Annotated in this window: 19 protein-coding genes and 3 pseudogenes; 10 read left to right on the top strand and 12 right to left on the bottom strand. The window is 70.9% G+C overall.

What is annotated here, in order from left to right; genetic code table 11:
* The first annotated feature begins 19 nt into the window (after positions 1-19).
* The gene (locus tag AB0G35_RS22590) at positions 20-1390 is read left to right on the top strand and encodes an alpha-amylase family protein (protein WP_360952224.1); all 1371 of its coding nucleotides are present in this window, start codon (positions 20-22) and stop codon (positions 1388-1390) included.
* 5 nt (positions 1391-1395) lie between these two features.
* On the opposite strand, the gene AB0G35_RS22585 is transcribed toward AB0G35_RS22590, so the two are convergent.
* The gene (locus AB0G35_RS22585) at positions 1396-4326 is read right to left on the bottom strand and encodes an FAD-binding and (Fe-S)-binding domain-containing protein (protein ID WP_360952221.1); all 2931 of its coding nucleotides are present in this window, start codon (positions 4324-4326) and stop codon (positions 1396-1398) included.
* A 33-nt stretch (positions 4327-4359) separates the two neighbouring features.
* A complete protein-coding gene (locus tag AB0G35_RS22580; RefSeq protein ID WP_360952218.1) occupies positions 4360-4815 on the bottom strand; it encodes a MarR family transcriptional regulator in 456 nt (151 codons plus the stop codon).
* Between the two features lie 96 nt (positions 4816-4911).
* Between AB0G35_RS22580 and AB0G35_RS22575 the strand changes: the two genes are divergently transcribed.
* Entirely contained in the window at positions 4912-6744 is a 1833-nt protein-coding gene (locus AB0G35_RS22575; protein ID WP_360952215.1) for an ABC transporter ATP-binding protein, read from the top strand.
* A 93-nt stretch (positions 6745-6837) separates the two neighbouring features.
* On the opposite strand, the gene AB0G35_RS22570 is transcribed toward AB0G35_RS22575, so the two are convergent.
* Positions 6838-8136, bottom strand: a complete 1299-nt coding sequence (locus AB0G35_RS22570) for an SGNH/GDSL hydrolase family protein (RefSeq protein ID WP_360952212.1) — start codon at positions 8134-8136, stop codon at positions 6838-6840.
* A 390-nt stretch (positions 8137-8526) separates the two neighbouring features.
* Here AB0G35_RS22570 and AB0G35_RS22565 point away from each other — a divergent pair, with 390 nt between their 5' ends.
* On the top strand, positions 8527-9117 hold the full coding sequence (locus AB0G35_RS22565; protein WP_360952209.1) for an NUDIX hydrolase: 591 nt from the start codon (positions 8527-8529) through the stop codon (positions 9115-9117).
* Here AB0G35_RS22565 and AB0G35_RS22560 read toward each other — a convergent pair.
* From AB0G35_RS22560 to AB0G35_RS22540, 5 genes and pseudogenes are all read right to left on the bottom strand, one after another.
* Positions 9011-9739: a hypothetical protein gene (locus AB0G35_RS22560; protein WP_360952206.1), complete on the bottom strand. Its 729-nt coding sequence runs from the start codon at positions 9737-9739 to the stop codon at positions 9011-9013. The genes AB0G35_RS22565 and AB0G35_RS22560 overlap by 107 nt on opposite strands.
* A gap of 361 nt (positions 9740-10100) precedes the next feature.
* Positions 10101-11507, bottom strand: coding sequence for a hypothetical protein (locus tag AB0G35_RS22555; RefSeq protein WP_360952203.1), 1407 nt, complete (start codon positions 11505-11507; stop codon positions 10101-10103).
* 135 nt (positions 11508-11642) lie between these two features.
* A pseudogene (locus AB0G35_RS22550) lies at positions 11643-11967 on the bottom strand (LUD domain-containing protein).
* A gap of 125 nt (positions 11968-12092) precedes the next feature.
* The gene (locus AB0G35_RS22545) at positions 12093-12323 is read right to left on the bottom strand and encodes a hypothetical protein (protein WP_360952200.1); all 231 of its coding nucleotides are present in this window, start codon (positions 12321-12323) and stop codon (positions 12093-12095) included.
* Positions 12320-12997: pseudogene (locus tag AB0G35_RS22540) on the bottom strand (lactate utilisation protein LutB domain-containing protein); the annotation flags it as partial. The gene AB0G35_RS22545 and the pseudogene AB0G35_RS22540, both read right to left, overlap by 4 nt.
* A gap of 166 nt (positions 12998-13163) precedes the next feature.
* On the opposite strand from AB0G35_RS22540, the gene AB0G35_RS22535 reads away from it, so the two are divergent.
* Positions 13164-14468: an MFS transporter gene (locus tag AB0G35_RS22535; protein ID WP_360952197.1), complete on the top strand. Its 1305-nt coding sequence runs from the start codon at positions 13164-13166 to the stop codon at positions 14466-14468.
* A gap of 347 nt (positions 14469-14815) precedes the next feature.
* Here AB0G35_RS22535 and AB0G35_RS22530 read toward each other — a convergent pair whose 3' ends face one another.
* Positions 14816-16030, bottom strand: a complete 1215-nt coding sequence (locus AB0G35_RS22530) for an NAD(P)-binding domain-containing protein (RefSeq protein WP_360952347.1) — start codon at positions 16028-16030, stop codon at positions 14816-14818.
* A gap of 472 nt (positions 16031-16502) precedes the next feature.
* Here AB0G35_RS22530 and AB0G35_RS22525 point away from each other — a divergent pair, with 472 nt between their 5' ends.
* The 4 genes and pseudogenes from AB0G35_RS22525 (at position 16503) to AB0G35_RS22510 (ending at position 20024) form a co-directional block, all read left to right on the top strand.
* Positions 16503-16925, top strand: a complete 423-nt coding sequence (locus tag AB0G35_RS22525; RefSeq protein WP_360952194.1) for a secondary thiamine-phosphate synthase enzyme YjbQ — start codon at positions 16503-16505, stop codon at positions 16923-16925.
* Between the two features lie 230 nt (positions 16926-17155).
* Positions 17156-17443 (top strand): annotated as a pseudogene (locus tag AB0G35_RS22520) (transposase); the annotation flags it as partial.
* 107 nt (positions 17444-17550) lie between these two features.
* On the top strand, positions 17551-18126 hold the full coding sequence (locus tag AB0G35_RS22515) for a hypothetical protein (protein ID WP_360952191.1): 576 nt from the start codon (positions 17551-17553) through the stop codon (positions 18124-18126).
* Between the two features lie 410 nt (positions 18127-18536).
* Positions 18537-20024, top strand: a complete 1488-nt coding sequence (locus AB0G35_RS22510; protein WP_360952188.1) for a HEPN domain-containing protein — start codon at positions 18537-18539, stop codon at positions 20022-20024.
* 583 nt (positions 20025-20607) lie between these two features.
* On the opposite strand, the gene AB0G35_RS22505 is transcribed toward AB0G35_RS22510, so the two are convergent.
* Positions 20608-21189 carry a helix-turn-helix domain-containing protein gene (locus AB0G35_RS22505; RefSeq protein WP_360952185.1) on the bottom strand — a complete coding sequence of 194 codons (582 nt, stop codon included), beginning with the start codon at positions 21187-21189 and terminating at the stop codon, positions 20608-20610.
* Positions 21190-21253: 64 nt separating this feature from the next.
* Between AB0G35_RS22505 and AB0G35_RS22500 the strand changes: the two genes are divergently transcribed.
* Complete coding sequence (locus AB0G35_RS22500) at positions 21254-22579, top strand: erythromycin esterase family protein (protein WP_360952182.1); 1326 nt, start codon at positions 21254-21256, stop codon at positions 22577-22579.
* Positions 22580-23198: 619 nt separating this feature from the next.
* Positions 23199-24362, top strand: a complete 1164-nt coding sequence (locus AB0G35_RS22495) for an ATP-binding protein (RefSeq protein WP_360952344.1) — start codon at positions 23199-23201, stop codon at positions 24360-24362.
* 84 nt (positions 24363-24446) lie between these two features.
* Here the strand turns inward: AB0G35_RS22495 and AB0G35_RS22490 are convergent, their stop codons facing one another.
* Positions 24447-25061 (bottom strand): ATP/GTP-binding protein, encoded by a 615-nt coding sequence (locus tag AB0G35_RS22490; protein WP_360952179.1) that lies wholly within the window; start codon positions 25059-25061, stop codon positions 24447-24449.
* Complete coding sequence (locus AB0G35_RS22485; RefSeq protein ID WP_360952176.1) at positions 25009-25500, bottom strand: DUF742 domain-containing protein; 492 nt, start codon at positions 25498-25500, stop codon at positions 25009-25011. The genes AB0G35_RS22490 and AB0G35_RS22485 overlap by 53 nt, the downstream gene beginning before the upstream one ends.
* Between the last annotated feature and the right edge of the window lie 83 nt (positions 25501-25583).

Genomic DNA, 25583 nt, shown 5'->3' with positions numbered 1-25583 from the left:
ATGACGAAGGAGCCGCACCATGCAGCAACGTTCCCGTGTGCTGGGCGGGACGCTCGCCGGAGTAGTGGCCGCGGTCGGCCTGGCCACCGTCGCGCCGTGGTCCTCCCAGGCGACCCCGCCCGGCCAGAAGACCGTCACCGCCACGCTCTTCGAGCGGAAGTACGTGGACGTCGCCAAGGCCTGCACCGGCCAACTGGGCCCGGCCGGCTACGGATACGTCGAGGTCTCGCCGGCCTCGGAGCACATCCAGGGCGGGCAGTGGTGGACCTCGTACCAGCCCGTCAGCTACAAGATCGCCGGCCGGCTCGGTGACCGCGACGCCTTCTCCTCGATGGTCAGCGCCTGCCACTCCGCCGGCGTCAAGGTCATCGCCGACGCAGTCGTCAACCACATGGCCGCCGGATCCGGCACCGGCACCGGCGGCACCCGGTACACCAAGTACGACTACCCCGGCTTCTACCAGGACCAGGACTTCCACGGCTGCCGCAAGAGCATCTCCGACTACACCAACCGCGACGACGTCCAGAACTGCGAACTGGTCGGCCTCGCCGACCTCGACACCGGCAGCGACTACGTCCGCACCACCATCGCCGCATACCTCGACGACCTGCGGTCGCTGGGCGTGGACGGCTTCCGGATCGACGCCGCCAAACACATCTCCGCCGCCGACGTGGCCGCCATCAAGGGCAAGATGAAGGACCCCGGCTTCTGGGTGCAGGAGGTCATCCACGGCGCCGGCGAGGCGGTACAGCCCGACGAGTACACCGGCAGCGGCGACGTCGACGAATTCCGCTACGGCACCCACCTCAAGAGCGCCTTCCAGAGCGGCAACATCGCCCAACTGAAGTCCGTCGCGGACGGCAAGCTCGGCAGCGACAAGGCCCGCACCTTCGTCGACAACTGGGACACCGAACGCAACGGCTCCACCCTCACCTACAAGGACGGCGCCGCCTACACCCTCGCCAACGTCTTCATGCTCGCCTCGCCCTACGGCTCACCCAACGTCTACTCCGGCTACGAATGGACCGACAAGGACGCCGGACCGCCCAGCGGGGCCGGCGGCTGGACCGACGAGCACGCGAAGCGGGAGATCACCGGCATGGTCGGCTTCCGCAACGCGGTGGGCTCGGCCGAGCTGACGAACTGGTGGGACAACGGCGCCAGCGCCCTCGCCTTCGCCCGTAACGGCAAGGGCTTCGTCGCCCTCAACAACGGGGACGCCGCGCTGACCCGGACCTTCGCGACCTCGCTGCCCGCCGGGACGTACTGCGACGTGGTGCACGCCGCGCCCTCCTCCTGCCACGGGCACACGGTCACCGTCGGCGACGACGGAACGGCGCAGGTCACCGTGCCCGCCAGGAGCGCGGTGGCGCTGCACGTCGGCGGCTGACCCGGTCAGTCGGGACGGGTCGCCCGCTCCAGTGCCAGGAGGGCCGAGCAGTAGCCTCGGCCCTCCGTGGCCAGGTCCATCCCGATCTCGCACATCCGGTTCGCCGACAGATGCAGGTCGAAGGGGCGCGCGGTGACCTCCGCCGCCTCCTTCGCGGTCGCCGCCCCGGTCAGTTCCCGGTGCAGCATCCCGCGGTCCCCGGCGAACGCGCAGCATCCCGCGTCGTCCGGCACCACCACCTCCCGCGCACAGGCCTCGGCGACCCGCCGCAGCTGCGCCTCGTCCCCCAAGTGCCGCATGGCGCAGGTGGGATGGAGCACCGCCGAGCCGGCCGTTCGCCGGACGGTGAGCCGCGGCAGCAGTTCCTGCGCGGCCCAGACGACCGAGTCGACGACGGTCAGTTCGGCGTGCAGCGCGTGGTTTTCCGCCGTCAGATAGGGCACGACCTCACGGGCCAGTCCCAGCGTGCACGAGGACGCGTCCACCACCAGGGGCAGCAGCCCGCCGGCGGTCCAGCCCCAGGCCGCCTCGACGATGCGGTTGGCCATCACCGCCGTGCCGCGCTCATAGCCCTTGGAGTGCCAGATCGTGGCGCAGCACGTCCCGGGCACGTCCCGGGGGACCCACACCGGCCGCCCTGCCCGCCGGGCCAGGGCCACGACCGCCTCGGGCAGCGACGGCCCCCGGTGCCCCTCGGGCTCCCCGAAGATCCGGTTCACACAGGCCGGGTAGTACACCGCGGTCGCGCCCGCCCGCCGGGTCACCGGCAGCCGCCGGGCCGCCGGACCCGGGATCCGCGGCAGCCACTCCGGCACCAGGTCGGGGCGGACGGCCCGGCGGGCGGCGCGGGTCAGTGCGGCGGCCGGCCGGTCGCCGATCCGGTCCGCGGCCGCCACCGCCAGCCGCGCCGCCCGCTCCACCGCCGCGAACCGCCGGGCGGTCCGTTCGGCGAGCCGCTCCTCGCGCGGGGAGTGGCGCCGGTGCCGGAAGTCCTTCATCAGCCGGCCGGTGTCGATGCCCACCGGGCAGTCGAGCATGCAGGTCGAGTCGCCGGCGCAGGTGTCCACCGCGTCGTAGCCGTAGGAGTCCAGCAGCGCGCCGGTGACCGGTGATCCGGCCGGCTGGCGGAGCATCTCGCGGCGCAGCACGATCCGTTGCCGGGGCGTGGTGGTGAGGTCCTTGCTGGGGCAGGTCGGTTCGCAGAAGCCGCATTCGATGCACGGGTCGGCGACCGCCTCGATGCGTGGGATGGTCTTCAGTCCGCGCAGATGCGCCCGCGGATCGCGGTCGAGCAGGACGCGCGGGGCCAGGATGCCGGCCGGGTCGATCAGTTCCTTGATCCGCCACATCAACTCCGTGGCCCGCGGCCCCCATTCGAGCTCCAGGAAGGGGGCGATGTTGCGGCCGGTGGCGTGCTCGGCCTTGAGCGAGCCGTCGAAGCGCTCGACGGTCAGCCGGCAGAAGTCCGCCATGAACGCGGCGTAGCGCGCCACGTCGTCCGGCTCGGCCGCGTCGAAGGCGAGCAGGAAGTGCAGGTTGCCGTGGGCGGCGTGGCCGGCGACCGCGGCGTCGAAGCCGTGCCGGGCCTGGAGCTCCAGCAGCGCCGTGCAGGCCTCGGCCAGCCGGGCCGGCGGTACCGCGAAGTCCTCGGTGATCAGCGTCGTTCCGGCCGGCCGGGAGCCGCCCACCGCGGTGACGAACGCCTTGCGGGCCTTCCAGTGGCCGCCGAGGACGTGCGGGTCCCGGGTGAAGGCGTTGGTGACGGAGGCCACCGGCGCGATGAGGTCCAGCCCGGCCAGCACCCGGGCCGCGGCCTCCTCGTAGCCGCGCAGCGCGGCCTCGTCGGGCGCCCGGAACTCCACCAGCAGCGCCGCGGTCTCCTTGGGCAGCGCCGCCCAGTCCGCCGGCACCCCGGCCACGGCCACCGACGCGCGCAGGGTGTTGCCGTCCATCAGCTCCACCGCCCGCGCGCCGGCCGCGGTGAAGTGCGCCACGGCCGCGGCGGCGGCGCCGAGCGTGCGGAAGAACAGCAGCGCGCCGGCGGTGTGCCGGTCCAGCGGCAGGGTGTCGAAGACGGTCTCGGCGAGGAAGCCCAGGGTGCCCTCGGAGCCGACCATCAGCCCGCGCAGGATCGCCACCGGCGTCGCCCCGTCCAGGAAGGCGTCGAGCCGGTAGCCGTTGGTGTTCTTGATCGCGTACTTGGCGCGGATCCGGGCCACCAGCGCGGTGTCCCCCTCGATCTGTGCCTTCAGCGCCAGCAGGCCCGCGCACAGCGCCGGTTCGGCCCGCGCCAGCTCCGCGTCGGCGTCCGGGTCCGCGGTGTCCACGATCGTGCCGGACGGCAGGACGACGGTGGCCGACGCCAGCGTCCGGTAGGAGTTGCGGGTGGTGCCGGCCGTCATGCCGGAGGCGTTGTTGGCGACCACCCCGCCCAGGGTGCAGGCGATCGCGCTGGCCGGGTCGGGGCCGAGCAGCCGCCCGTACCGGGCCAGGGCCGCGTTGGCCCGCAGCACGGTCGTGCCCGGCCGGATCCGGGCCCGGGCGCCGCCGTCGAGCACCTCGATCCCGGTCCAGTGCCGCCGCACGTCGACGAGGATGTCCTCGCCCTGCGCCTGGCCGTTGAGGGAGGTCCCGGCGGCCCGGAAGACCACGTTCCGGCCCTTGCCGTGGGCGTAGGAGAAGACCGCCGAGATGTCGTCGACGTCCTCGGCCACCACCACGACCTGCGGGACGAAGCGGTACGGGCTGGCGTCGGAGGCGTAGCGCACCAGGTCGGAGACGGTGTGCAGGACCTTGTCCGGGCCGAGCAGCGCGATGAGGTCACCGCGGAGCGGCTCGGGGGTGCCGGACGCCAGGTGGCCGGGCACCCGGTCGGGCGCCGGGCGGCCGCCGGTGATGGGCCGCAGGGCCCCGGGCTTCGGTTCCAGCAAGGGCATGGCGGGCACTCCTCGTCATGAGGGGGCGTCAGGTCAGTGCGGGTCACCCGGCCCGTCGACCAGGGTGGACAGCAGGCCGCCGAGCACCTCGCGCTGATCGGCGGTCAGCGGGGCCAGGATCTCCTCCGCGGCGGCCCGGCGGGCGCTGCGCAACGCGCGCAGCGTGGACCGGCCGGTGTCGGTCAGCTCGATCCGCACCACGCGCCGGTTGGCCGGATCCGGCACCCGGCGGACCGCGCCGTTCGCCTCCAGGGCGTCCACCAGGGTCGTCACCGCCCGCGGGACGACCTCCAGCCGCTGGGCGAGGTCCGCCATCCGCGGCGGGGTGTCGCGGTAGTGGCCCACGATCCGCAGCACCCGGGACTGGGCGGGGGTGACGGCGAGGTCCAGATGCGCCATGTGGCGCATCTGTGCGCGGTGCATCCGGCGGGTCAGCCGCACCAGTTGTTCGGCGAGGTTGCTGCTGACCGTCGGCTCAGAGGAGGGCATGTCCCGAGAGTACCAGGACCTTGTTCATTGTGAGTATAGGTAACAATGAGCTAGGCTCCGTGAAGTCCCGCTGTCCCGTACCCCTCGTAGGAGCCCATGCACCGCGACGAACCCCAGTGGACCCCGCCCCCCAAGGACCCCGACGCACCGGTCCCGGTCCGGCGGATCCTCACCCTCTTCCGCCCCTACCGCGGCCGGCTCGCCCTCGTCGGGCTGCTCGTCGGCGCCTCCTCCCTGGTCTCCGTGGCCTCGCCGTTCCTCCTCCGCGAGATCCTCGACGTCGCCATCCCCGGCCGCCGCACCGGACTGCTCACCCTGCTCGCCCTCGGCATGATCGCCGCCGCCGTCACCACCAGCGTCTTCGGCGTCCTGCAGACCCTGCTCTCCACCACCGTCGGCCAGCGCGTCATGCACGACCTGCGCACCGCCGTCTACGCCAAGCTCCAGCGGATGCCCCTGGCGTTCTTCACCCGCACCCGCACCGGCGAGGTCCAGTCCCGGATCGCCAACGACATCGGCGGCATGCAGGCCACGGTCACCTCCACCGCCACCTCCCTGGTCTCCAACCTCACCTCGGTCACCGCCACCGTCTGCGCCATGCTCGCCCTCGACTGGCGGCTGACCGTCGTCTCCCTGCTGCTCCTCCCGCTCTTCGTCTGGATCAGCCGCCGGGTCGGCAACGAACGCAAGAAGATCACCACCCAGCGGCAGAAGCAGATGGCCGCGATGTCCGCGATGGTCACCGAATCCCTCTCGGTCAGCGGCATCCTCCTCGGCCGCACCATGGGCCGCGCCGACTCCCTCACCAAGGACTTCGCCGCCGAGTCCGAGCGCCTGGTCGACCTGGAGGTCCGCGCCAACATGGCGGGCCGCTGGCGGATGGCCACCATCGGCATCGTCATGGCCGCCATGCCCGCCCTCATCTACTGGGCCGCCGGCCTGGTCCTCCAACTGGGCGGACCCGTCTTCTCCATAGGCGCCCTGGTCGCCTTCGTCTCCCTCCAGCAGGGCCTGCTGCGCCCGACCGTCTCCCTGCTGTCCACCGGCGTCCAGATGCAGACCTCACTCGCGCTCTTCCAGCGCATCTTCGAATACCTCGACCTGCCGGTCGCCATCACCGAACCCGCCGACCCGGTCCGCATCCCGGCCCCGCGCGGCGAGATCCGCTTCGAGAACGTGGGTTTCCGCTACGACCCCGACGCCGCCCCCACCCTCGACGGCATCGACCTGACCGTTCCCGCCGGCGGCAGCCTCGCCGTCGTCGGCCCCACCGGCAGCGGCAAGAGCACCCTGAGCTACCTCGTCCCCCGCCTCTACGACGTCACCGAAGGCCGGGTCACCCTCGACGGCACCGACGTCCGCGACCTCGACTTCGACACCCTCGCCCGCACCGTCGGCGTGGTCTCCCAGGAGACCTACCTCTTCCACGCCTCGGTCGCCGACAACCTGCGCTTCGCCAAACCCGACGCCACCGACGACGAGATCCACCGCGCCGCCAAGGCCGCCCAGATCCACGACCACATCACCGCCCTCCCCGACGGCTACGACACCCTCGTCGGCGAGCGCGGCTACCGCTTCTCCGGCGGCGAGAAGCAGCGCCTGGCCATCGCCCGCACCATCCTGCGCGACCCGCCGGTACTCGTCCTCGACGAGGCGACCAGCGCCCTGGACACCCGCACCGAACACGCCGTCCAGCAGGCCATCGACGAACTGTCCGCCGGCCGCACCACGCTCACCATCGCGCACCGCCTCTCCACCGTCCGCGACGCCGACCAGATCGTCGTCCTGGACGGCGGCCGGATCGCCGAACGCGGCACCCACGACGAACTGCTCGCCGCCGACGGCCGCTACGCGGCACTCGTCCGGCGTGACGCACACCTCACCCCGCCCGGCGAGCAGATGATGGCCCCACAAGTGACCCATGGGTAACATCCGGGGTGGCGGCGGCCGGTTGACCGGTCGGGGCGGCCGCCGCCCCCACCCCTGCCCTTCCCCGGGCCCTCCCCGACCGCCCCGCCGCCCTCACAGCGCCGCGAGATCCACCGCCCCGGCCATCACCCGGTACCCCTCGTCACCCGGGTGCTTGTGGTCCCCGCTGTCCCACTGCGCCGCCAACGCCTCCGGATCGCCGGGCTCCGCCAGCGCCGCCGCGAAGTCCGCGACCGCATCGAACTCGCCCGAGCCCCGTATCCAGTCGTTGACCTTCCGCCGCTTCGCCTCGGCACCCGGAGTGTGGTACTCCGCCCCCTTGAACGGCAGGATCGTCCCCCCGACGATCCGCACCCCCGCCGCCCGCGCAGCCGCGATCAACTCCCGGTAGCCGGCGATCAGCTCGTCAGCGGACCGGTCCGGATCCGGCTTGTACGTCGGCAGGTCGATCTCGCTGAACCCGATGTCGTTCAGACCCACCAGCACCACCACCGAGCGCACCCCCGGCCGGTCCAGCACATCACGCCGGAACCGCCCCACCGCCCGCTCCCCGAACCACGCCGAATCGCTCAGCAGCAGATTCCCACCGATGCCCTGATTCAGCACCGGCCGCACCCCGCCCCGCTCCGCGAGCCGTTCGGCCAGCGCGTCCGAATAGCGCCGGTTGCCGTCGACCGTCGAACCGAAACCGTCGGTGATCGAATCACCGAAGACCACCACCGTGTCCCGCCGCGCCGGCTCACCGTCCGCCAACTCCACCGCCGCGAGGTAGTACCACGACACCGTCGTCTCCCCGAACGCCGCCGGGCCCGTATCGGTCAGCCGGTCGCCAGCGGCCCGGTACGCCGTGGCGTACGCCTGCGCGTGGAAGGTCGCGGGCCCGGACGGCCGCGCGAAGTACAGCGACACGGTCAGCGACTCGAACGGCGCCACCACCACCTCGACCGCATCGCTGCGCACCTCCCCGCCCGCCGGAACACGGACCCCCGCCGCCCCGCCGAACGTGAGCCGCCGCACCGTCCCCTCCTGCACCCCGGCACCCTCACCGGTACGGGCCAGGGTCGCACCGGCCACCTCCAGCGGCTCGGTCCCGTACCGGTTCGAGAGCACGATCCGCGCCGCCGCACCGGAACCGGTGACCCGGACCACCTGGCGCACCGTCTGGTCCGCGAACCCCTCCAACGCCCAGTTCTCGTGGAACCCCTCACTGGGACGCTGCACGGACGCCGCCCAACCCGCCTGCCAGAAAACCGCGTCGCCGTCGCCGGTCACGTGGCGCTGCATGCTGTTGCCGGTCACGCTGCACTGCACGCTGTGGTCGGTCACGTTGCGCTGCATGCTGTGGTCGGTCACGTTGCGCTGCATGCTGTTGTCGTTCACGTTGCGCTGCACGATCTGCCTGCCTCTCTGTCGATCGCCCGGTGGCGATGAGAGCGAGTCTGCGGGCCTGTACCCGGCCCACCCAGCCCTCTGAGCTGCGTACGCACCGGCTGCCTACGCATGCCGGGGTCACCCTCGCGCCGGGAGTTTCGCGGCCGGACCCCGGGTACCCGACGTGGAGGCGAACCGGCGCGGGCCGGCTCGCGGCTCTCCCGGAACATCGAAAACACGCGCCGCCAATGCGAGCCCGACGCACGCCAGTTCACCGCTCGCCACCCCGCCGCACCCGGTCCTTCCCGCAGCACCCGCCGGTACGGTGGACGTCCGCCACGGGCCTGCCGCCCGTCCTCTCGGATCACGAGAAGTCCGGGCCGCCCGTCCTCTCGGAATGCGAGAAGTGCGATGAACCAGACAGCAGCCCCTCCCCGTCTCGCCGCGGCGGTGGTGGTCCACAACGGCCGCGTGCTGATCGTCCGCCGCAGCTACCGCGAACGCTTCCTGCCCGGCGCATGGGGCGTCCCCTGCGGCAAACTGGAACCGGGGGAGAGCCCCCGAAGCGGCGCCCTGCGAGAGCTCAAGGAAGAAACCGGACTCCTCGGCGCCGTCGTCGCCCACACCGGATCCGCCAGCTTCCTCAGCGACTACCAAGGCCGGCGCGTCCGCAACCACCAGGAGAACTTCCTCGTCCGGCCACTGACCCTCGACGTCGTCCTGCCCAGCCCCGACCAGGCATACCTCTGGGCCCGGCCCGCCGAACTCGCCGACGCCGGCGTCGACGCCTACAACCTCGGCGTGATCCGCCAGGTCTTCGGCGGCCGGCTCGACGCCTCCGGACTGCGCACCATGACCGCCCGCTACGGCTACCAGGGCCTCGCCCCCACCCCCTTCACCAGCCCAAAGACCGTGCCAGCGCGTCGAGTTCGGCAAGATACACGGCCGGGGCCAGCGGAATCTTGGGCGGCGGACCGGTCCGCCCGGCGCGGTCGCCGCTGACCTGGCCGGCCCGGCCGGACACCCTGACGTACACATCGGTCACCGAGCGCTGCGGGGCGGTCTCCAGGAACAGCGTCACCGTCGGCTCCTCGCTCACCACCCGGTGCAGCGTACGGGCATCCAGCCCGTAACTCCGACCCGCCCCGTACCGCTCGTCACGCACCAACCGGAGCCGGGCCTCACCGACCCGCCGCAACCGCCAGGCCCCACCCGGCCCATCGATCGTCTCCCGGTACACCACCGCCGGCACCCCCTCCACCGCCGGCTCGTAACACTCCATCCGCACCCGGCCGCGCACCACCGCCGAGGCGATCGCACACCGGTGGTTGTGGATGTCCTCCGGCTCCCCACCCACCGGGCCGGGCCAGAAATGGACCCGCAACATGAACCGCGGCGCACCCGACAGCAACAACAGCTTGTCGAAACCCAGCACATGCCGGTACGACAGCCGCGTGCACTCCGGCAGGTCCACCGCACCGGCGGATAATCGGCGCGCCAGCGGACCCAGCACCTCCGGCCGCGCCAGCTCGGCCACCACCGCACGCGCCGACTCGGGCGACGGCGGCCGCGGCCCACCGCCCAGCCGGTCCACCAGCAGCCGCCGAACCTCCTCGACCCGCATCTCCGCCTCCTGTCCACCGGCACTTCACCCTCGCCGGTGCCTCCTACCGGCCCGCCACGTCCCGCACCTCGCCGCCGTCGGCACCACTTACGGGTCCGCCATGTCTCACGCCTCGCCGTTGTCGGCACCACTTACGGGTCCGCCACGTCTTGCGCCTCGCCGTTGTCGGCCCCGCCTACCGGCCTGCCGCGCCTCGCCGCCGTCGGCCCCGCCTACAGGCCCGCCATGCCCCGCACTTCACCCTCGCCGGCGCCTCCTACCGGCCCGCCACGCCCCGCACTTCACCGCCGCCGGCCCCGCCCACCGGCCCGCCGCGCCCCGACCTGCCGGCGCCGGCGCGCCAGGCCGCACCCCACCGCCCTCACGGCCCGTAGGACATCAGCGCATACCGCCGCAGCACCGACAGCCCCTGATACGCCATCCACACCGGATTACCCATCGGCCCGTCGTCCCACCGCCACACCCCGCCCCGCTGCATGCCCCGCACCCGCGCCACCGCGGCCGCCAGCTGGGCCTCCCACACCGGCAGCCCCACCCCCTCCGCCGCGACCTGCCGCGCCCCGTCCGTCATCAGGGCCCGCGCCACCCACGCCGCCCCGAAATGCCGCACCGACAACAGCTCCTGATGCAACGGATCGTCCTGCCCCGGCCGCCGCACCTCCTCCTGACCGTTCGCCAGATCACCCGCCCCCGCCCCCGGCAACGCCGCCCCCGCCAGCAACCAGCGCAACCCCTCCTCCCGCACCGCACGCTGCCGGGCATCCTCCCCCAGCACCCGCGCAGCCCGGTCCAACGTCACCACCGCCCGCGCCGTATGCACCGCCGACGGCGCCGGATTGCCGCGACCCGTCGCCAACGCCGCACCCCAACAACGGTGGTGACCCCGCGCCGGATCCCCCGTGGCACCGTTGACGAGCACCGCCCGCAGCCCGCCCAGCGACGCCGAACCCGGCGCCGCACGCAACAGCCCACGCAGCACATTCGTCACCACATAGGTGTTCGCCAGACCGAAGGCATCATGATCCGGATCCAGCAACGCCTCGCACGAATGGATCTCGGCCTCCAGCAGCCGCGGATCCGCCCCCGCCCGCGCCAGCGCACCCAGCACCACCGCGGTCACCTCCGGACGCGCCCCGCTGCCCTGCGAACGCGCCGCCCAGCCACCACCCGGAAGCCGCAGCCGCCACAGCGTCTCCGCCACCTCACCCGCGCGTATCCGCCCGTCGTACGGCGCGATGTCCAGCAGCAGATGCAGCCCGTACGCCGTACCGAACGCCGTCGGATGCACCGGCGGCTCGCTCTCCGCAAGGGAATGCGGCCAGCCCGTCAACGGCCCGTGCCCCGGCACCTCGACCACCGACAACCCGCGCCGCAACGCCTCGTACGCACCGTCCATCAACTCCGGCAGCGAACCCGCCGGCGACGCCACCGGCCCCGGCGGCGGCACCCCACCACCTGCCGCGGCCGCGGCCCGGGCCCGCACCAGCGCCGCCGACAGCCACACCACCGCACCCACCCCGACCCCGGCCGTCGCCGCCAGGCAGTACCGCGCCGCCTCACCGGCCAGATTCTGCGGCAGGATCCCCACCAGCGTCTGGAACACCGCGAACGCCGCCGCCGGCACCCCCAGCCGTGCCAGCCACGTCAGCAGCCGGGACGGGGCCGACGGCGGCGGCCCGGCAGCCGAAGAAGGCGGCCCCGGAACCGGCACGGAGCCCCCGCCCCCGGCCGCACCGGAACGCCGTGCGCTGACCTCCTGCCGCAGCATGGTCCGCTCCCTCCCCCCGGGCGCCGGCCCCGCACCGAGCGTGCGAAAGACATCCCGATCAGTGTAGGAATCCCCACTGACAACGGGTTCGCACACCTGTCGCGGTCGCCCTCCGGCCACCCGCGGGACCCCGCCTCAGCCCCCGCCCGCGACCCCGCCCCCGGCCCCCTCCACCAGGACCACCTCCAGCGTCCGCGGACCGCGCACCCCCTCCACCCGGTCCAACTCGATGTCACTGGTGGCCGACGGCCCCGAAATCCACGTCAGCGGCCGCCCCGGGAACCGGCCGCGGCAACGCCTCGGGCACCGACCCGACCACCTGCCCGGGCACCCGGACCACGCAGACATGATGATCGGGCACCAGCGTGATCCGCCGTCTCCCCTGGTCAGGCCCGGCATCCAGAACCAGCGTGCCGGTCTCCGCAATCGCCACCGCAGACCTCGTCACCACACTGTCCACCGCATCCCACTCCCGCGCCGTCTGCTCCGCGCGGTCCTCGACCACCTCCGCCCCCACCGCGGCCAGCCACCCCCGCGGAAGCCCTTGGGGCACCACGACGCTCCGCGCCCCCCGCTGCCGGCCGATCAACTTCCCGGCAGCCCGGCCACATCACTGCGGTGCACCAACGCCCGGTAATCCGCCAGGTTCTCGGCCAGCAGATCCACCGTCTCCACCGCGGTACGCGCCCCGTGCACCAGCCGATAGTCACGCACCAAGGGCGGCTCACCCACCTCCGCACCACCCGGCCCCGCACCCCGCGACACGTCCGACAGCGCCCGCCGCACCCGCGCCAACACCACATCCCCGCTGCTCACGGCCCCGCTCCTTCCCCACCGAACGGCCGCCCCTCGCCGCGCCCTTCCCCACGCGACGGCTGCCCGCCCGGCCCGCCACGGGTGCGCCGCCCCCAGTCACAGAACGACTCCGGCGGCACCACCGGAAGATCACGGGCCCGCGACCACGCATGCCCCGGCCCCGGCAACCGCCGCCGATGCCACACCCCGCGTCCGCGCCGCCAGCCGCATCCCGCGGCGCAGCACCCCCGGATGACCGAACGCCCAGGACGCCGTCCGCATCGCCGTCCGCATTGCCGCCCGCTCCGCGGCATGTCCTTTGGCCGGTTTCAGTACCACCCGCGCCCCACCCCGGACGGCCGGACCGCCCTCCACCACCCGCTCCCGCAGATGCACCAGCACCTCAGGGATGCCGATGGCGACCGGACACACCTCGTAACACGCCCCGCACAACGACGACGCATACGGCAGCGACTCCTCCAACGGGCTGGCGAGGAGCGGCAGTTGAGGAGTGGGAACGGCACGGATCGAACCCGGATACGGCGACCCGTAGGCATCCCCCCGGCCCGCTCGCACACCGGACACGCATGGAGACGGGCCGAACAACGGATACAGCGCAACGCCTGACGCCCGACCGTACCGGCCATGGTGTCCGTCCGCCCGTTGTCCAGCAGCGCCAGAGGGAACGTCCGCGGCTGCAGCAGATCGTTGATACAGGTGACGAACAGTGCTACGCGCACGTTGCCATCTCTTTTCGGCCGCTCCGGCCTCTGGCGGCCATCCGCTTCCGCGGTACATGATCACCTGTCGGCTCATCCTGCCCCAGCAGCAGGCCGAGGAGAAGAACCGGAGCGGAGGACCATGTCGAACGCCGAAACCCTGACCGCGGAGCGCGCGCCGGACGACGGCCGCCCGGCGTCCCGGCTGCGCCAGTTGGCCGCCGCCTCCATAGGCAACGCCGTCGAGTGGTACGACTGGTACGCGTATTCCTTCCTGGCCGTCTACTTCGCCGACCAGGTCTTCCCCAAGGGCGCCGGCAACTCCCTGGTGCCGCTGCTCTCCACCTTCGCCGTCTTTGCCGTCGGCTTCTTCATGCGGCCCGTGGGCGGGCTGCTGATGGGCGCGGTCGCCGACCGCCGCGGCCGGCGGTCCGCCCTGACCGTGACCATCCTGCTCATGGGCGGCGGCAGCCTGCTCGTCGCCCTCACCCCCACCTACGCCACCACCGGCCTCCTCGCGCCGGTCGTGCTGGTCGTTGCCCGTCTTGTCCAGGGCCTGTCCGTCGGCGGCGAATTCGCTGCTTCCACGACCTTCCTCGTCGAGTCCGCAGGCCCCGGCCGCCGCGGCCTGTTCTCCAGCTTCCAGTACGTCTCCACGACCCTCGGCCAGCTCCTGGCCTCCGGCACGGCGGCGCTGCTCGCCGCACTGCTCACCGAACGCGAGATGGGCCAGTGGGGCTGGCGGGTGGCCTTCCTCGGGGGCGCGCTGCTGAGCCTGCTGGGCCTGTGGATCCGGCGCGGCGCACAGGAAACCCGCAGCGCCGAACAGCAGGCCGCCGCCCGCCCCGGCCTCTTCGAGGCCCTCCGCCGCCACCCCCGACAGTCCCTGCTGATCTGCGGCATCACCGCCGGCGGCACCATCGCCTACTACACCTGGACGACCTACCTCCCCACCTACGCCCAGGTCAACGCGGGCTTCGACAAGGGCGATTCACTCGTCGTCGGGACCCTCTCGCTCGCCTTCTTCGCCCTGCTCCAGCCGCTCGGCGGCCTGCTCTCGGACCGCATCGGCCGCAAGCCCCTGCTGCTCGGCTTCTCACTCGGCTTCGCGGTCCTCGCGGTGCCGCTGCTCCACCTGGTCACCGACGCGTTCGTCTCCCTGCTGCTGGTGCAGTGCGCGGGCATGGTGCTGCTCACCGGCTACACCGCGATCGCCGCGGCCGTGAACGCCGAGGTCTTCCCCGCCCGGGTGCGCGCCGCCGGCATCGGCTTCCCGTACTCCCTCACCGTCGCGCTCTTCGGCGGCACCGCTCCGTACGTCGGCACCTGGTTCAAGCAGGCCGGTCACGCGACCCTCTTCCCCTGGTACGTGTCCGCGCTCTGCCTGGTCTCGTTCGTCGTCTACCTCACGCTCCCGGAGACTTCGCGGGAGGGGTTGGAGCGGTAGGGGGCGTGCGGGGGTGGGCTGGTTGGGGTTGTAGTTGGGGTTGCGGTGGGGTGGTGGCCTGGTTGGGGTGGCTTGGGGCGGCGGCAGGTTGGGGTTGCGGTGGGGTGGCTTGGGGCGGTTCTCGGGTGCTGCGTCTCGGGCTCGTTCGGTGTACGGGCTCGCTTGGTGTAGGGGTTCGCTCGGTGTACGGGCTCGTTTGGTGTCTGCGTCCGTTCTCCTGGTCTGCTCTGCGGCCCCACGTTTCAGGCTCGTGCGGTCTCCGCCTCCGTTCCTCTCGCTTCGTGTCTCTCGCCTCGTGCCGCCTCCTCATACCCCGGCAACGATTACGGAGAGTGATTAGTTCCTGACTATATCACTCTGCGTGATGGTGTGAGGGTGTGAGGGTGGGGCGAGGTGTGGGGGAGTGGGGACTTGGGGCGTGGGGGCGCCAAGGTGTTGGGTGCGGGTGCGGGTGCGGGTGCGGGTGCGGGTGCGGGTGTAGGTGCGGGCGTGGATCTGGGGGCGGGGGCCAGTAGTTGGTGGATGTCGCGTGCGGCTGAGCGGCCTGCGCGGTTGGCGCCTATGGTGCTGGCGGAGGGGCCGTAGCCGACGAGGTGGATCCGGGGGTCGCGCAGGGTGCGGGTGCCGTCCATCCGTATGCCGCCGCCCGGCTCGCGCAGCTTCAGTGGGGCGAGGTGGTCGATGGCCGCGCGGAACCCGGTCGCGTAGAGGATCGCGTCCGCTTCCACCCGGTGGCCGTCCGGCCACGCCACGCCGGTCGGCGTGATCCGTTCGAAGAGGGGGAGTCGTTCCAGTACGCCGCTCTCGCGGGCCCGCCGGATCGCGTCCGTCATCGGCAGCCCGGTCACGCTCACCACGCTCCGCGGCGGCAGACCCTGTCGGACCCGTTCCTCGACGAGTGCCACCGCCGCCCGGCCCTCCTCCTCGCCGAACGGGCCTTCGCGGAAGACCGGCGGCCGTCGCGTCACCCAGGTCGTGGCCGCCGCGACCGGCGCGATCTCCAGCAACTGCTGCACGGCCGACGTCCCGCCGCCCACCACCACGACCCGCGCACCGCGGAACTGCTCCGGCCCCTTGTACTGGGAACTGTGCAGCTGTCGGCCGCCGAACGTCTCCTGTCCGGGAAAGCGCGGCCAGAACGGCCGGTCCCAGGTCCCCGTCGCATTGATCAGGGCCCGTGTCGCGTACCGCCCCTCCGACGACTCGACCAGCAGTCGCCCGTCCGCGCCCTCGCGGACCGCCAGGACACTCACGGGGCGGTGGACGCGCAACCCGAAGGTCTGCTCGTAGCTCTCGAAGTACGCGCCGATCACCTCGGACGACGGCCGCCCCGGATCGGCGCCGCTGAGCTCCATCCCGGGCAGCGCATGCATCCCGTGCACCTTGCCGTACGTGAGTGACGGCCACCGGAACTGCCAGGCGCCTCCAGGGCGGGGGGAATGGTCGAGCACGACGAAGTCCCGGTCCGGCCGGTAGCCCACTCGCTGTAGATGGAAGGCGGAGGCGAGGCCGGCCTGGCCGGCGCCGACCACTACGACGTCGACCTGTTGGGCCTGCTCGATCTCGTAGGGCTCGTCGACCCCTTTGATCTCGTTGATCTTGTCGGCCCCGTCGGCCCCGTCGGCCCCGTCGGCCCCGTCGACCCCGTCGACCCCATTGGCCCCGCTGATCTCGTCGGGATCGTTGGTCTCGGTGTGTGTGACGTGTGGTGTGGCGAGTGCGCCGAATGTGGCCGATGTCGGGACCGTGCCCACCCCGATGTAGTTCATGTTTCTACTAACAGGGGGAAGGGGTGATCTCTTCCCGAGTCGGCCGCCTGCCCCCCCATCAGCCCCTCAGCTCCTGTCAGCCCCTCATCAGTCCCTCATCAGTCCCTCATCCCCCTCAGCCCCTCAGCTCCCGTCAGCCCCTCAGCTCCCGTCAGCCCCTCCGCGTCCGTCTCCTCCGCGTCCGCCGATCAGCGTCCGCCCGCCACCAGGAGCGGTGCGCCGCCCGGCGCGAAGGCAGGCGGCCGTGCCGTACGAAAATGAACGCATGAGCTCTGCATTCACCAGCCGCACCCTGGACATCACCACCGGCTCGACGGAAACCGTCGCCGACCTCACCGCCGACTGCGCCGCCTTCCTCCGGGACGTCGCGGACGGCCGTGACGGCCTGCTCAATGTCTTCGTGCCGCACGCGACGGCCGGCATCGCCGTACTCGAAACCGGCGCCGGCAGCGACGAGGACCTCCTCGCCGCCCTGCACGACCTGCTCCCCGCCGACGACCGCTGGCGTCACCGCCACGGCAGCCCCGGCCACGGCCGCGACCACGTCCTCCCGGCCCTGGTCCCACCGCACGCCACCCTCCCGGTCATCGCCGGCCGCCTGGCCCTCGGCACCTGGCAGTCCGTCTGCCTGGTCGACACGAACACCGATAACACGGACCGTCGAGTTCGATTGAGCTTCCTGGGGTGACTTCCTTCCGAGGAGCAACTTCGGCAGCCGGTCGATGGCTGAGGGCTGTCCCGCAATCCCTCAGGCGCCCACCAGGGATTACGGGACAGCCATCACCTTGATCTTCAACCTCGGGGGTCGATCGGCTTCTCGTACTTGACCACTCGTCTGGCAACTGCCGTACGCGCAGGCGGCCTTCGGCTGAGAACGCGCTCCGACCCAGGAACGCACATGTCCACGAAGGCCGAGGGATGCGTCTGCTGCATCACGCGGTCCGGCAGGACCGGTTCACGGAACGGTCACGCTTCCGGGGTGAGTTCTACTTGTGCCTGCCCCGATGTGCGGATGCGTTGTTCGAACTGGCCGACGCCGTGCTCTGCGCGGATGGCCCGGTCCGGTCGCTGGTGGAAGTGTCGCTGGTGGGCGAACACCGTCGTCGCCATGGTGGGCTCTACGACGCCCTGGCCGTCGGCCGGGTGGAGGTGGCCCGGCGGCGGGCAGGGGCCGCGGTGCCTCTGCCGCAGGCGTTGGACGGCCGCGTTCCCTGCTCGGGCCGTACGGCACGGCCGTACCGGAGGCGCTGGGCGAGCTGTACCGGAAGGTCCTCGACGATACCCGCATCGGGCCCGGCTCACTCCTGCGCCGCATGGCCGCTGAGTCCCGGCCCGGGGCCGCGAGCGTGGTCCGGCGAAACGCGGCGGACGCCGTACGGCGAGCGCTGAGCAGCGGACCGCAGGCCGCCTCGGTCCGCGACGTCGTGCAGGACTGGTGGCGCGACCAAGCCCCGGCCACCGGCGTAACGGTCCGCGGCGACATGCGTCAGGAGGCTTTCCACCCGCTTCCCGTCCACCTCGGCGCGCTGGACGAGACCCTGACATGGTGCGGCGAAGCCGCCGAGGCGGCCGATACCCCAATCGACGTCGAACTGAAGGTCCAGGACTGCACATTGCACGTCTGGCTCGGCCTGGAGGAGGTGGACGTCCGGACAGCCTGCGACGATTTCGCCCGCCTGCTGTCCCACACGCTTCCGCACACCGACTGCTTGGTCGGTGACGACCACGTACTGCTCCGCCTGCACGGCCGTCCCGAGGCGGATCCCGTCTGTCCCCTGGCCATTGCGGGCATGGAAGCCTATGTCTCCGGGCCGCCGGACCGCCGACGGCCCGCTGGGGAAGTCGCCGACGGCCCCTTGGGAGCACAGCACGAGCAGCCGTACCCGTGAGTCCGCTCTACGAGTCGAGGCAATCGACTCGCCTGCCAGGACTGTTTCAAGGCCCGCTGCGCCGGTATGGGCCGCGCCCTCAACCGCCCCCGAACGGGCCGCCAGTTGGAAGCCGCTCGACCAGTTCACCGTGTGTCTCAACGGCCTTGGGCCGGGAGCTCTGGGCCCAGGCTGCGGAACGCGCGGCGGGTTACGAGATGGAGCGGGCCCGCAAGAGTCCCGCGACTCGACTCTACGTAAGCCGAGGCGCATTAACGGCTCCATCAGACCCGGAGCGGTTCAATCTGCGCCCGGCTCCGCGCCTCGTCGCCCACCACGGTTGATCTCTTCCCCGAGACGCCACCCAGGAATAATTCGGAAGAGCGACGTGCGTGCACTCGCGAACACTCCATACGACGGGGAAGGTGATCATGAGGGGCAGCGACCCGCTGAATCTCGACGCATCAGGCGAGTGGGCTGGCTTCTGGTGGTTGCCGGAAGACCCTGGGCACCAGGTGCCAGGCGTGCTCCGCTACGAGCCCGAGTGCGGCTTGACGCTCTCATTGATCGGCGCGTTCGAGGATCGAGTCACGACGACGCCGGCTCCCGGTGTGCTGATGGTCCATGAGGGCCGTCGAACGTGGAGTGTGATCCATGGTGCCGCCGATCAACGTGAGATCAGCCTCTTCGGCTGTTTTCCTGACGGTGGCCAGCGGACCTTCGGTGCGCGGGTAAAGACCCCCGACAAACAGACCGTTGTGGCAACGACGGCACTCATCGGGGCGCACGTCGGCGGTGAAGACGAGGCGGCGTTCTCCACAACAGAGGTGTCAGTGGAGGATCTCGGGCATTGGGCGGCATCGTCAGTGCTCGAAGGGTTCCTGAGTGCGCCCGGCGGGCGTCCTGATGGGAGCGGCACCATTTCCGTCAAGCCCGCGGAGGTGCAGTCAGTCGAAGTCGACGGCACGGAGTTCGTGCTCGCGCACCGCCACACGCTGCCGTTCTTCGATCAGCGTCGGGGTGGAACCGTTGGCCGCCTGAGTGATACCGCGTACATACGGATCACCCCGCGCGAGGCGTCTTCCTTGAATGATGCGATTGGCTATGCGCGGTTGATACAAGACCTGATCGCCCTTGCCACTCATCGTGCTGCGGGCATGATCTGGGTACGCCTGAAACTTGCCCCGGACGACGCCGTGTCGGAGTGCGGCGGGCTGCGGCTGGAGCGCGATGTCGACGTGCTGTATTCGCCCTTTGTGGTCGGGAAGCACGATGAGAAGGCAGCCGCTCACCATCGTGTGTTCTTCACGTGCGAGGCTCTGCCTTTCGAGGAGATCATCCCCCGTTGGTGCGATGTGCACGAACGGCTGCAGCCCGCGACGAACATGGTTCTGGGGCTTCGCTACGCGCCGGCACGCTACGTCGAGAACAATCTTCTGACGGCGGTGGGGGCGGCTGAGGTGCTGCACCGTGGCTTTGACATCGACGAACCGCCGATCCACTCGGAGGATTTCAAACCGATGCGCGAAGCAATGCTGGCTCAGGTCCCCGAGGAGCATAGGAAGCGGATCCGCAGCTCCCTCCGCAATGACCCGACGCTTCGGGATCGGTTGTACGCACTCGCGGCCCGCCCCGACCAGGAGGCGCTGTCCACGCTCGTGCCTGACGTGGACCGGTGGGCCAGACGGACGACCCGCGCGCGAAACGACCTGGCACACGAAGGGCGGACCCCCAACCACGAGCTGGAGGAACTGATCGCCATTGTGGACGTGACCACCGCGGTCGTTATTCTCAATCTGCTGAACGAACTTGGGCTGCCAGCCGAACGCCAACGGGAGATCGTGCGTGACCACCCGCAGTTGCGCGCTACGGCCAGGAGTGCACGCAACTGGCTGAGCACGTCCGAGGCGGACTCCTGAGTCGGATCGTTCGGCTTTTCGGGTGGAGGAAATCTCCAATGCACTGGTGATGCACGTGAGGACGCACTCGATCACGCGTGTCGCCTTCCGACGGCCATGGAACACTCCCTTGGATGGTGCCGGCTCGTTGTGTTGTGCCTGCCCCGGCCCTGCCGGGACGCTGCCACGACCTCACCGCGACCCGCGCCACCGCATCACCAGGAGCTGGGAGCGTCACGGGGTGCCCCTCCGCGTGCATCGATGCCGCTTGGGGGACCACACCGCCGGAGACGGGCGGGGAGGCGAGCTGAAGCGTGCCGTGGCGATACCCGTCCTTGAGGTAGTCGCTCGGTGGTCGACCTCAGGGGGCAGGACTCGGTCGCCCGTGACGCTCGTTTGATGCTCCGATCGCCTCGCTGCCACCCACTCCTTCGTCGTTCGCGCCTCTCGCCCGAGCGCGGTGGAGTCGAAGTCGTTGCCGACCGCGGCAGTACCGACACGTGATCACCATCCGGGTCCGGTGGGTCGACCGGCCTACGGCCGGGCTGTCACTGGGGGGTTTCTGGGGGCAACTGGAGCCGCAGGGGTAGTTCCTGTTGGGGCGTCACTGCCTGTCGGTTCTAGTGCCGGTGGCTGGCGGGGGGTCTTCGTGGTGCGGTGGTTCCTCGGTCGGGAAGAAGATGGAACTCACCAGGTGGGGTTTGCGGCCGGGCGCCGGCCCGTTGCCCGCGCGTGACGCGAAGGATTGGCGCAACTCGCTGATCAGTGCGGCGAGTTCGTCGGGGTCGAGCCAGAGGGTGCCCTGCCGGTAGCCCACGGAGTCGGCGAACGGGTCGGTTCCTGGCCGGTCGAGATAGGCGTTGAACTCGGCGATCAGGGCGGCCATGGCGGCGGCGAAACCGCGCCGGTGGTCGTCCAGGGACATTGACGCGCCCGCCTCTGGGCCGATCGCCATGCGGTCGCGGCGCAGTCGGTAACGCCGCTCCACCGCACCGCGCACCCGCTGCTCGTCCACCACCTCCAGCACTCCTCCCTCGGTCAGCAGGCCGACGTGCCGGTACACGGTGGTCTTGGGGACATCGGGCAGCGCCGCACACAACTCGCCGGTGGTGCACGTCCGTTCACCGGACATGGCGTAGGTGAGGCGTAGTCGCACCGGGTGCAGCAGCAGGTCGAGAGTGTCCACTTCGTAATGCTCCCATAGCTGGTAACGTTCCCAAAGTTGGGAATGATGAAGGAGGTTGAGGCAAGTGAGCACGAACAACTCGCCGGCTCCGGCTCGGCTGAGCACCGAGGCGATACGGCCGCTGCGCACGCTGGACCCGGAGGGTCCGCAGGAGGACCTGGGATGGCTGGATGAGGCGATCGGCGACGCGAGAGTGGTGGCGATCGGCGAGAACGCGCACTACAACCGCGAGTCCTACCAGCTGCGCCATCGCCTGATGCGCTACCTGGTCGAGCGGCACGGGTTCGGCGCCTACGCGATGGAGACCGGATTCGTGGAGGGAGAACTGACCGACGAATGGATTCGCGGGGGACAGGGCCGGCCCGGCAACGTCATGGCGAACGGCATGACCTCGCTGATGGGCCTGTGGACCGAGATGCGCGCCCATCTGGAGTGGATGCGGCAGCACCATCGCGATTCCGGCGGGCCGGTTGGCTTCTACGGCATCGACCTGTCGGGCTCGAACCTCTCCCTCTTACCCGGCCTGGACGCCGTCATCGCCTACCTCGCACACGCGGATCCCGAGTTCGAGATGGATCCGCGGATCCGGGAGACGGCCTCGGCCTTCGCGGCGTCGTCCGCATTCTCCCTGTCCCAGGCCGTCGCCGCCTACGGACGGCTTGCCCCTGAGCGACGGGATGCATTGACAGCAGGACTGGCCGATCTCACCGCGCGGATGGAGGGGCGACGCCTGGACTACCGTCAGCGCACGACTGCCGACCCCTACGAGCGCGCGCTGCGCGCGCTGCACCTGACCGTCACCATCGATGCGAATGTCCGCGCAATGGCCCGTGGCGACCACGGCAGCGTGCTCCTCAACCGCGACGCCGCCATCGCGGACACCGTGGAATGGATCCTGCAGCGGGAGGACCGGATCGTTCTGGCCGCCCATAACGGCCACATCCAGCGCTGCCCCGCCGGCTTGCCGGGCATGCCGCCCGCGGCGACGATGGGCATGCACCTTGCCGACCGAATCGGCGAGGACTACCTGGTCATCGGCATCACCAACGGCACCGGCCAAACCCTCAACACCGGAGCCGACTTCTACGCCGGCAAACTCTTCACCGACCTGGAGCCACCCCGGCCCGGCAGCCTCGACGCGCTCATGGCCGCCAGTAGTGACGGACCGTTCGCCACCGACCTACGGCGGCTGTCACCGGCCGACACCGAGGCCCTGCGGGCCATCTCCCAGCAGCGTCTCGGCACGCTCTACTGCGAGGTGAGCCCCTTGGACGCCTATGACGCCATCGTCCACCTCCCCCACGTCACCGCAGCCGAACCCGACGACACTGCCCTCGCCAACTCGCCTCAGGAGGTGCAGATGGCATTCTCCCGTTGGAAGCTGCGATGAGAAGCTGCGATGACTCCTGCTCCACGAGGGCCTGACGGAACCCGACGCGCTTTGTGGGAGGCCCGGCCGCCGGGACGGCTATCGGAGGCGGTGGTCGTCACCACGGTCCAATGACCCGGGCACGGTCCAATGACCCGGGCACGGTCCGACGAGTGCCGCGAGCGTCGTCCAGTGATCCGAGCACCGCCCCATGAACCGGAGGAGCAGTCGAACTTACCACCCGTTTACGCCTGTTCCGGGCACGATGGGGCGGACATCATTCCGGAGGAAGGGACACGTGCCGCCTTGCGCAGAGCGATACACGGCACCTGCCGGCTCGTCAGGGAGGCCGGCTGTTTGCGCGGTGGGCGTGAGGGGCACTGCCGGCCCGGGGAGCCGTCCGCTGCACGGCGCGGCATGCGCCCGGGCAGGCACGGGCCGATCACCCCCGGGCCGATCCCCCCTGGGTCGATCACCCCCGGGCCGATCACCCCCGGGTACAGCTCCCGCCGCCGGGCTGACGACTGTGCCTCGTAACTCTGAGGCGCACCCGTCGGCGCACCCGCTGGGGTCGAAGAATTCCTCGCACAAGTGGCAGCGTCCCTGGTGCCGTTACGACTCCGCCGCGGACTACTCCCGGCTGCGGCCCACCATCCGGATGAGACTGACGCTGCTGTACGGCGGCATGTTCTTGGTGGCCGGGATCGTGCTTCTTTTGATCATCTACTTCTTGGTCGCGAAGGCACTGCGCAACAGTGGCGCTGCTTTTCACATCCTCGGTGGAATTGATCTGAGGATGTCCAGCGATGTATGCCAAGAGCTCCGTCTGGCGCAGAATGTCGGCGAATTCAACGGGGCTCTCGATACCTGTCTCGGCAATCAACGCGATACCGCCCTGAACTCGCTGCTGCATCGCTCCATGCTGGCCGTGATGGTCCTGGCAGTGTTGGCTTTCGCCCTCGGGTACGTGTTGTCCGGGCGGGTGTTGTCGCCACTGGGCCGCATCACCCGCACCGCGCGCGGCGTGGCCGGCTCCGATCTCGACAAGCGCATCGAACTGGGCGGACCTGACGACGAATGGAAAGAACTGGCGGACACCTTCGACGACATGCTCGAACGGCTGGACCGGGCCTTCAACGCACAGCAGCGGTTCGTCGCGAACGCCTCGCACGAGTTGCGCACGCCGCTCGCCATCAATCGCACCTTGCTTGAGGTGCAGATGTCCGACCCGAATGCCGCGCCGGAGCTCGTCCAGTTGGGCAAGACGCTGCTGGCCACCAACGAGCGCAGCGAGAAGCTCGTAGAGGGCTTGTTGCTGCTTGCCCGAAGTGAGAACGAGGTCTCCGAACGGAAGAACGTGGATCTTGCGGAGAAGGCTTCACTGGCCGTCGACCAGGTCCGTGCGAAGGCGGACGCGGAGGGCGTGGAGCTGAGGGGTGAACGTCCGCCCGCGCATACCGCTGGCAACGGTGTTCTGCTCGAACGAGTCGCACTGAACCTGCTGCAAAACGCCGTGCAGTACAACATCCCGCAGGGCGGCTGGGTGGATGCGTCGACCTCGGCTGACTCCGGCTACGTCTCGCTGACCGTCTCCAACACCGGCCCGGTCATCCCGGCCTACGAGGTGGACAACCTCTTCGAACCCTTCAGGCGGCTGCGCAGCGAACGCCCCGGCAGCGGTCAGGGAGTCGGCCTGGGGCTGACCATCGTCCGGTCCGTCGCGCGTGCCCACGGCGGAACGGTGAAGGCCGAACCGCGTGAGGGCGGCGGCTTGAACGTCCACGTCAAGCTGCCGGCACAGTAGCGATCCGTCCGGCTGCCGGACGTGGCCGCTCGACCCCGGCGGTAGTCGGACCGGCGCCCGGGGGTCAGCCCGGGCGCCCCCGGATCACTTCCCCGTGGTGTCCTCCGCTCGGGAGAGGGCGACCTCCAGCACGACCAGGAGGGCGTCCCGGACGGAGCCTGTTTTGCGGGCGTCGAAGACGATGAGGGGGACGTGGGCGGAGACGTCGAGGGCCCAGCGGACCTCGTCGAGGGTGTGGTGGATCTCGCCGTCGAAGGCGTTGACGGCGACGGCGAACGGGATGTTCTTGTGCTCGAAGTAGTCGACCGCGGCGTAACAGTCGTCCAGCCGGCGGGTGTCCACGATGACCAGGCCGCCGAGGGCGCCTTCGACCACGTCGTCCCACATGAAGCCGAAGCGGTCCTGGCCCGGGGTGCCGAACAGGTAGAGCTTCAGCGTCGGATCGATCGTGAGGCAGCCGAAGTCCATGGCGACCGTGGTCGTGGTCTTGCCGGGGGTGTGGGAGAGGTCGTCCACCCCCGCCGCGACCTCCGTGATGGCGGCCTCCGTGGTCAGCGGCCGGATCTCGGAGATCGCGCCGACGGCCGTGGTCTTGCCGACGCCGAAGCCGCCGGCGATGACCAACTTGACCGGTACCGGCGGCGCTTCAACCGCTGTCACGGAGCGTGTCCCGTGAGTCGGGGACGGCACGGAGACCATCGATAACCCTTCGCAGTACGGAGATGTCCTGGGTGGTGCCGGCGTGCGGGACGTGCACCGCCAGATGCCCGGCGGCGCGCAGGTCCTCCGCCAGCACCCGGACCACGTTGAGGTGGAGGCGCAGCCGCGCGGCCAGTTCCGCCACCGACTGCGGCCGGCGGCAGGCGGCGACGATGTCGTGTTGTTCGAAGGCGAGGGAACCCAGGACGGAGATCCCGGACGACGTCGCGACGATCTGGGTCTCCACCGGGAGCGGTGGGCCGGCGCCGCCCCCCGCCACCCGGCCGGCGGTCAGCAGGAAGGGCCGGATCGCGGGAGCGCGGCCGGCCGGCTCCGACGGGCCCGGGGCTCTGCCCGCCGACTCGCCCGCCGACCCGCCGGGCGTCTCGCCGGGCGACTCGTCCGGTGACGCGTTCGGCTCTGGTTCACCGGTCACCATCGTGATCCTCTTCTCAGTGCCCGCAACCGCAGTGATCCTCTTTCAGTGCCGGCAAGGGCCCGGGGCTGATCCTGTGCCCGTTG

This window comes from Streptomyces sp. NPDC021749 (assembly GCF_040640655.1).
Taxonomy (GTDB): domain Bacteria; phylum Actinomycetota; class Actinomycetes; order Streptomycetales; family Streptomycetaceae; genus Streptomyces.
Note: the sequence above shows the minus strand (reverse complement) of the source record. Positions and strands in the feature narration are given on the sequence as shown.